The organism is Microvirga arabica, from assembly GCF_016811235.1.
GTDB classification, from domain to species: Bacteria; Pseudomonadota; Alphaproteobacteria; order Rhizobiales; family Beijerinckiaceae; genus Microvirga; species Microvirga arabica.
On the sequence record NZ_JAFBID010000231.1, the window covers coordinates 1 to 626 of the forward strand.

1 protein-coding gene is annotated in these 626 nt (G+C 67.7%); it reads left to right on the plus strand.

Features of this window, described 5'->3' with window-relative positions; translation table 11 throughout:
* Positions 1-626, plus strand: a 626-nt coding sequence (locus JQC81_RS32645) for an electron transfer flavoprotein subunit beta/FixA family protein (protein WP_203275897.1), incomplete at both ends; no start/stop codon positions are given.

Below are 626 nucleotides of genomic sequence, written 5' to 3' on the forward strand. Positions count from 1 at the left end.
GGCGTGGAGCTCGCCAACATCAAGATGTCCATGAACCCCTTCGACGAGATCGCCGTCGAGGAGGCCGTGCGCCTCAAGGAGCAGGGCAAGGCCACCGAGATCGTCGCCGTCTCCATCGGCCCGCAGCAGGCCGGCGAGACCATCCGCACCGCGCTCGCCATGGGGGCCGACCGCGGCATCCTGGTCAAGACCGACGCCGCCGTCGAGCCGCTCGCCGTCGCCAAGATCCTGGCCAAAGTGGTCGAGCAGGAAAAGCCCGACCTGATCATCATGGGCAAGCAGGCCATCGACGACGATTCCAACCAGACCGGCCAGATGCTGGCCGCGCTGCTGGGCTGGCCGCAGGGCACCTTCGCGTTCAAGGTGAATGTGGGCGAGGGCTCCGTCGACGTCACCCGCGAGGTCGACGGCGGCCTGCAGATGGTGGGCCTGAAGCTGCCGGCCATCGTCACCACGGACCTGCGCCTCAACGAGCCGCGCTATGCATCGCTGCCCAACATCATGAAGGCCAAGAAGAAGCCGCTGGACGAGACCAGCCCTGAGACGCTCGGCGTTGATGTCGCTCCGCGCCTGAAGGTGGTGAAGACCGCCGAGCCCGGCGGCCGCAAGGCCGGCGTGAAGGTCGG